Genomic DNA, 6226 nt, shown 5'->3' with positions numbered 1-6226 from the left:
GCCCTTTCCGGGACACGCCGTGAACCCATCCCTGGGGGCTCGTCGGCGACATCCATGTCGCCAACGGTCCCGGAAAGGGCATGGCCCCACCGACCCGACAGTTCATCGCCGCCGGATCGAAGAGCACGCCTCTCCTGCGCGCATGGCGCTGCCGACCCGACAGTTCATCGCTGCCGGATCGAAGTGCGGTCAATGGCGTGATCGATCCGCCTTGGCGGATCGACGTGCGCGATTCAGACGAGCTTGGGCAGGTCTGCGGGGTCTTTGGCGAGTATGTCGGCGCCGGCGCGGGTCAGTTCGGCTTCGTCGCCGAAGCCCCACAGCACGCCGATGCTGCGCAGGCCGTGGGCACGCGCGCCTTCGATGTCCATGCGGCGGTCGCCGATCATGATGCAGTCGGCTGGCGCAAGGTGGGTGCGGCGCAGGGCTTCGGCCACCAGGTCGGGCTTGAAGCGGCGGGCACCGTCGTCGCTGGCGCCCACCACTTCCTCGAAACACCCGCCGAACGGCAGGTGCTCGACGATGCGGCGCGCGAAACGTTCGTTCTTCGAGGTCACCACCGCCATGCGATGGCCCGCCGCCTGCAAGGCCGGGATCACCTCGGCGATGCCCGGGAACACGCTGTGCTCGGTCCAGCCGACGCGGTCGTAGCGCTCGCGGTACAGCGCGAGCGCCTGTTCGACCATCGCCTCGTCACCGCTGAAGCGCTCGTGGAAGCTATCGCGCAGCGGCGGGCCGATCCAGCCACGCAGCTGGTCCATCGAAGGCAGCATCTGCCCCAGCCGGTCGAACGTATGCACGATGCCGCCGACGATCCCGGGCTCGGAATCGATCAGCGTGCCGTCCATGTCGAAGAACAGCGTGGCCGGCCGCGCGCTCACTGGCCGCGCGCTTCCAGGGCAGCCACCGCCGGCAGGGTCTTGCCTTCGAGGAATTCCAGGAACGCGCCGCCGCCGGTGGAGATGTAGCCCACCTGGTCGGCGATGCCGTACTTGTCCACCGCGGCCAGGGTGTCGCCACCGCCGGCGATGGAGAACGCCGGCGAGGCGGCAATCGCCTTGGCCAGGGTCTCGGTGCCGCGGCTGAAGGCTTCGAATTCGAACACGCCCACCGGGCCGTTCCACACCACCGTGCCGGACTTGCCGATCAGCGCGGCGTAACGCGCAGCGGTGTCCGGGCCGATGTCCAGGATCAGGTCGTCCTCGGCCACCGCATCAACGGCCTTCACCGTGGCTTCGGCGTCGGGCATGAACTGCTTGGCGACGACGACGTCGGTCGGCAGCGGGATGTCGGCACCGCGTGCCTTGGCGGCGGCGACGATCTTGTTCGCGGTGTCGATCAGGTCCGGCTCGCACAGCGACTTGCCGACGCTGTAACCCGCCGCGGCGATGAAGGTGTTGGCGATGCCGCCGCCGACGATCAGCTGGTCCACCTTGTCCACCAGGCTGGTCAGCAGCTCCAGCTTGGTGGAGACCTTGCTGCCCGCCACGATCGCCAGCAGCGGACGCGCCGGATGCGCGAGCGCCTTGGCCAGCGCATCGAGTTCGGCCATCAGCAGCGGGCCACCGGCGGCGACCGGGGCGAAGCGGATCACGCCATGCGTGGAGGCCTGCGCGCGATGCGCGGTGCCGAAGGCGTCCATCACGAACACGTCGCACAGGGCGGCGTACTTCTTCGACAGGGCCTCGTCATCCTTGCCCTCGCCGACATTCATGCGGCAGTTCTCCAGCAGCACCAGCTGGCCCGGCTTCACGTCCACGCCGTCCACCCAATCGCGCACCAGCGGCACGTCGATGTTGAGCAGTTCGGCCAGGCGCTGCGCCACCGGCGCCAGCGAATCTTCTTCGGTCCAGGTGCCTTCCTTCGGACGGCCCAGGTGCGAGGTGACCATCACCGCCGCGCCCTTCTCCAGCGCCAGCTTCAGCGTCGGCACCGAGGCGAGGATGCGCTGCTCGGACGTGATGCGGCCCTCCTCGATCGGCACGTTGAGATCCTGGCGGATCAGCACGCGCTTGCCGGTGAGGTCGAGGTCGGTCATTCGGACGATGGACATGTTCGCAACTCGCAGGGTCTGGAAGGGGAAAGCGCGCACGCCGCATCACGGCATGGCGCGGGAAAACGGACGGCCATTGTCCGGCGTCGCGCCGGATCGGGCAAACCGCGGCGCACTCAGGCCGCGGGCGTGGTGTTGCGCCCGCGCAGCAGCGTCACCGCGAAACCGGCCACCAGCAACGCGCCACCGACCAGCAGCGCCCACAGCAGCCAGGTCTTCCAGTCGATCGGCTTGGCCGGCGGCTCCAGCGCGGCGTCGCCGGCCAGCGCCTGCGCATCGCCAGAGAGCGTGGCGCGCGCCGGTTGCCACTCCGGCCCACGCGCGCGGCGCAACGTGGCGACAAGTTGCGAGAGCGGCGCGTCGGCGCGCTGCACGCGGGCACTGCCCGCCGCCAGCGTGTATGGCGTGGCGCCCTGGGCGATGAACACCAGCGTTTCGGGCCGATAGCCCACGCGCAGCTTGGGCATCGCGGCGGCTTCGCCGCTGTCGGGGATCAACCGCCAGTATCGGTCGCGGCTCGGGACGGCCAGGGCCTGCGGCGCCGAGCGCTGCGCGGTGGCGCCGCTGCCGAGCTGGAACGCCAGCCACGGGCCGGCGCGCTGCACCCATGGGGCGTCCTCTCTGTCGCGGCTCTGCACGATCCAGCGCGTGGCCTGGTTGTCCGTGGCTTCGACATCGACCTGCCCCACCGGGAACCGTCCCGGCAGCGTGTAGACATAGCCGCGTTCCTGCGGCTCGCCCTCCAGGCCCAGCCAGCGCGTGGCATCGGGCCGCAGCGGGCCGGGCACTTCCGCGCTCACCTGGCGCAACGGCGGCAGGCTGCCGGAGAGCAGCTGCACGCGCAGGTAGCGCGCATGGCTGTCGAGCAGGATGCGGCGCTGCTGCAGGCGCTGGGCGCCGTTGCCGAGATCCACCACGGCGGCGTGCGGGTCGAGCAGGTACCAGTCGCGCAGGTCCTCGCTGCCCTCCACGCGCAATTCGGCCTGCACCGGCGCGGCGCCGGCTTCCCACTCCAGGCGCAGCGCGCGCATCGGCGCGTGCAGGCCGGTGGCGTCGAGCAGCCACGCGCGCGGCGTGGGGTCGGACGCGCTCGTGGTGCCCGCATCACGCGCCTGCAGGCGGCGGATGCGGCCGTCGGCGTCGCGTTCGGCGATCAGCTCCAGATCACCCGGCCGCGCCACGCCCCCGGCGGGCAGCGCGAACAGCGGCAGCGCCTGCAGTTCGGCGGCGGGGACGGCGGCATCCACTTCGGCCAAAGCGGCCGGCAGCGGCTGGCCCTGTGCGTTGAACGGCTGCACGTCGGCGAGCGTGGGCGAATGCGCGGTGCGGTACACCGCCTCGCTCAGCGGCACGCGGTACGCGCCGGCCTGCGGGTTCTCCAGCTGCAACGGCCACTGCCGCACGTACTCCGAAGGCTGGTTCGCCACCGCCGCCAGCGCGAGCGCCGGCACCCACATCAGCCCGCACACGATGCCGCACACCACACGCCTCATGCCATCTCCTCCTGCTGCGGCGGCGTCGGCGCCCGGGGCGGCGCCGGCGCGAAATAGCCGACCAGCGTGCACAGTAGCCCGTAGGCAATGAAGGAACCGATGCCAAGCAGGTTGCCCAGGTGCTGGCGGTCGATGAGCACCAGCTTGGCCAGCACCAGCGCCATCAACATCGCGCCGGCCAGCCACAGGGCGCGCTGCTGGCGTCGCGAGCCGGCAATCCAGCCGGCCACGCCCAGCACGCTCCACACCACGGTCAGGCTGGTCTGGCTTTCGCCGGCCGACAGCAGCGACGGCCCCCACGGCAGCCCGGCCCAGTGGTGCACGCTGCGCAGCGTCGCCACGGTGACCCACAGCAGCGCGGCGAGCGCGGCCACCGGCACGCGGCGCGTCCCCAGCGCGTCCGGCGCGTGGCGCCACAGCGCGTGCACCAGCAGCGCCAGCGCGGCGAGCTGGGTGAGCTCGCCCGGGTTGAGGACCGGCAGCCACGGCAGCGGGTGCGCGGAGAGCGGCGCGGCGAGCGAGGCCAGCCAGATCGCCGCCACCACCGCCGCGGCCACGGCGCGCATCGCTGGCAACCACGGCGCGAACGCCTCGCCCAGCGGCCGCGACAGCCATTCGCCGCGCAGCAGCGCCACGGCCATCAGCACCAGCCATGGCGCGGCACCGAGCGCGAGCAGCCAGCCGCCGGCCAGCGTGTAGTGCAGGCCCAGCCAGCGCAGGCACAGCGTCGCCACGCACGCCCACAGCAGCCACCAGGCGAACTGCGCGGCCGCGGCGAAGCGGCTATCCGGCGCCGCGCGCAGGCACCACAGCGCGCGCACGCCGAGCAGCGCGAACAGTGGCCAGGCCCACGCGCCGTGGCCGGCCAGCGGCGGGCGGTCCAGCCCGGTCTGCGCCAGCGCCAGCGGCATGCCGATCACGAACGCCGCCGCGGTGGTCGCCGCCAGCGCGGCCGCCGGACGTCGGCGATGCACCTCGGCGGCCAGCCAACCGGTGAAGCCGGCCAGCACCAGCGCCACATGCGCGCGCGCATCGGCGGCGACGAAGCGCTGGATCTCGTTCCCGGCCACGCCTGTCCACCACACCAGCGCCCACCCGTACGCCACCACCGCCGGCGCGGACAACCGATGCGCGCGCCAACTCCAGGCGATGGCGAAACCGGCGATGGCGATCAGCAGCCCGCTCATGAAATTCGGATTGGCGATGGCCCGCAGCGCTTCGCCGGTCACCGGCATGGCCACGGCGAACGCCACCATCGCCGCCAGCTGCAGGCCGACGCCGGCGAACTGCGGCAACCGGCGTTCCTGGCGCAGGCCCAGCCACACCAGCCCCGCGCCTTCCAGCGCGAACACGCCGGCGGTGGCATGCGCCGACAACGCCAGCGGCACCGCCAGCGTGGCGAAACCCACCGCCAGGACCGCATGCGCCTGCCCGAGCAGGCGGGTGCGTTCCTCGCGCAGGCAGAACATCGCCAGCAGCACGTAGATCGCCGCGGCCGCCAGCGCGCAGCCGGCCAGCGGCCAGCGCTCGCCCTGCAGCAAGCCGGCCTGCAGCGCGAACGCCACCAGCGGCGTGCCGAACACCAGGCTGCCGTCCACCCAGCGCGTACTGCCTTCGCGGCGCGCGTACAACACCGGGATCAGCAGGTAGAACGCGAAGAACAGCAGCAGGAACGGCTCGGTGGTGTTGAACTGCGTGGGCTTGTAGCTCAACACGCCCCACAGCGTGCCGATGCCGAAGGTGAAGGCGAAACCCAGCAGGTTGAGCACCCGCCACGGGCGCCACCACGCGATGGTGAACACGCCGGCATTCACCAGCGCGTAGTACGAGAACAGCGCGACATGGTTCCCGCTGCCCGTGGACAGCCACAGCGGCGCGAGGAAGCCGGCCAGCGTGCCGAGCACCGCCAGCGTGCGCGATTCCTGCAACACGGCCAGCACGCACATGCTGGCCACCAGCAGCACGCTCAACGCGAACGCGGCAGGGGCGTTGATCGACCCGTACAGCTTGAACGCGGCGAACACCACCAGCAGCAGCACGCCGATCGACCCGCCCTGCAGCGCGAGCCCGAAGCTCGGCTTGTCCAGGCGCTGGCGCCAGCCGAACACCAACCCGCCGAGCGCCGCGGCGGCGATGCCGGCCAGGCGCAGTTCGACCGGCAGGCGCAGCCAGCCCTGGTCGCTGGCGTACTTGAGCAGCGCGCCGACACCGGCCAGCAGCACCAGCATGCCGACCTTGACCGGTACGTTGCCTTCGGTGAACCAGCGCTTGGCGGCTTCGACGAAACGTTCCAGCGGGCCGGGGCCGCTCGGGAACGGCGAGCGCGGCGGCGGCGCGATGGGTTCGGCGGCGGTGGCGCCCCAGGGCGAAGGCGGGGCGTACGGCAGCGGCGGCGGTGGCGCGCGTTCGATCGGGGCGGCGGCCGGTGGCGGGCGCTCGAACACGGCGGGCGCCGCCGGGGCGGCGGGCGCGGCGGCCGCGGGCCGGGCACGCAGCGCGGCAAGCTCGCGTTCCAGCGTATCCACGCGGCCGCGCAACCTGCCCACGGACAGCCACAACACCAGCAGCAATACGGGAATGGCGAGGATCGCCAGTACCACCAGCACGATGATCGATTCCAAAGCGTCCTGCTCCTGATCCGTGGACGGCGCCGCCGGGGTCCCGGCGGCGCCGTCCACGG

General features: G+C 72.2%; 4 protein-coding genes. All 4 read right to left on the bottom strand.

Going from position 1 to position 6226, the window contains the following annotated elements:
- Nucleotides 1–233: 233 nt before the first annotated feature.
- Entirely contained in the window at nt 234–881 is a 648-nt protein-coding gene (locus ARC20_RS00610; RefSeq protein ID WP_338062949.1) for an HAD family hydrolase, read from the bottom strand.
- Complete coding sequence (locus tag ARC20_RS00605) at nt 878–2053, bottom strand: phosphoglycerate kinase (protein WP_057642768.1); 1176 nt, start codon at nt 2051–2053, stop codon at nt 878–880. The genes ARC20_RS00610 and ARC20_RS00605 overlap by 4 nt, the downstream gene beginning before the upstream one ends.
- Nucleotides 2054–2169: 116 nt before the next feature.
- On the bottom strand, nt 2170–3546 hold the full coding sequence (locus ARC20_RS00600) for a DUF3999 domain-containing protein (protein ID WP_057642765.1): 1377 nt from the start codon (nt 3544–3546) through the stop codon (nt 2170–2172).
- Nucleotides 3543–6167 carry a DUF2339 domain-containing protein gene (locus tag ARC20_RS00595; RefSeq protein WP_057642771.1) on the bottom strand — a complete coding sequence of 875 codons (2625 nt, stop codon included), beginning with the start codon at nt 6165–6167 and terminating at the stop codon, nt 3543–3545. Before ARC20_RS00595 ends, ARC20_RS00600 begins: the two co-directional genes overlap by 4 nt.
- Nucleotides 6168–6226 lie beyond the last annotated feature (59 nt).

This window comes from Stenotrophomonas panacihumi (genome assembly GCF_001431645.1).
In the GTDB taxonomy this organism is placed as follows: Bacteria; Pseudomonadota; Gammaproteobacteria; order Xanthomonadales; family Xanthomonadaceae; genus Stenotrophomonas_A; species Stenotrophomonas_A panacihumi.
This window is presented reverse-complemented; position numbering and strand designations above follow the sequence as displayed.

Coding starts and splice junctions, on each gene's coding strand:
- ARC20_RS00605 (WP_057642768.1), bottom strand. CDS start 2,053: ATGTCCATCGTCCGAATGACCGACCTCGACCTCACCGGCAAGCGCGTG.
- ARC20_RS00600 (WP_057642765.1), bottom strand. CDS start 3,546: ATGAGGCGTGTGGTGTGCGGCATCGTGTGCGGGCTGATGTGGGTGCCG.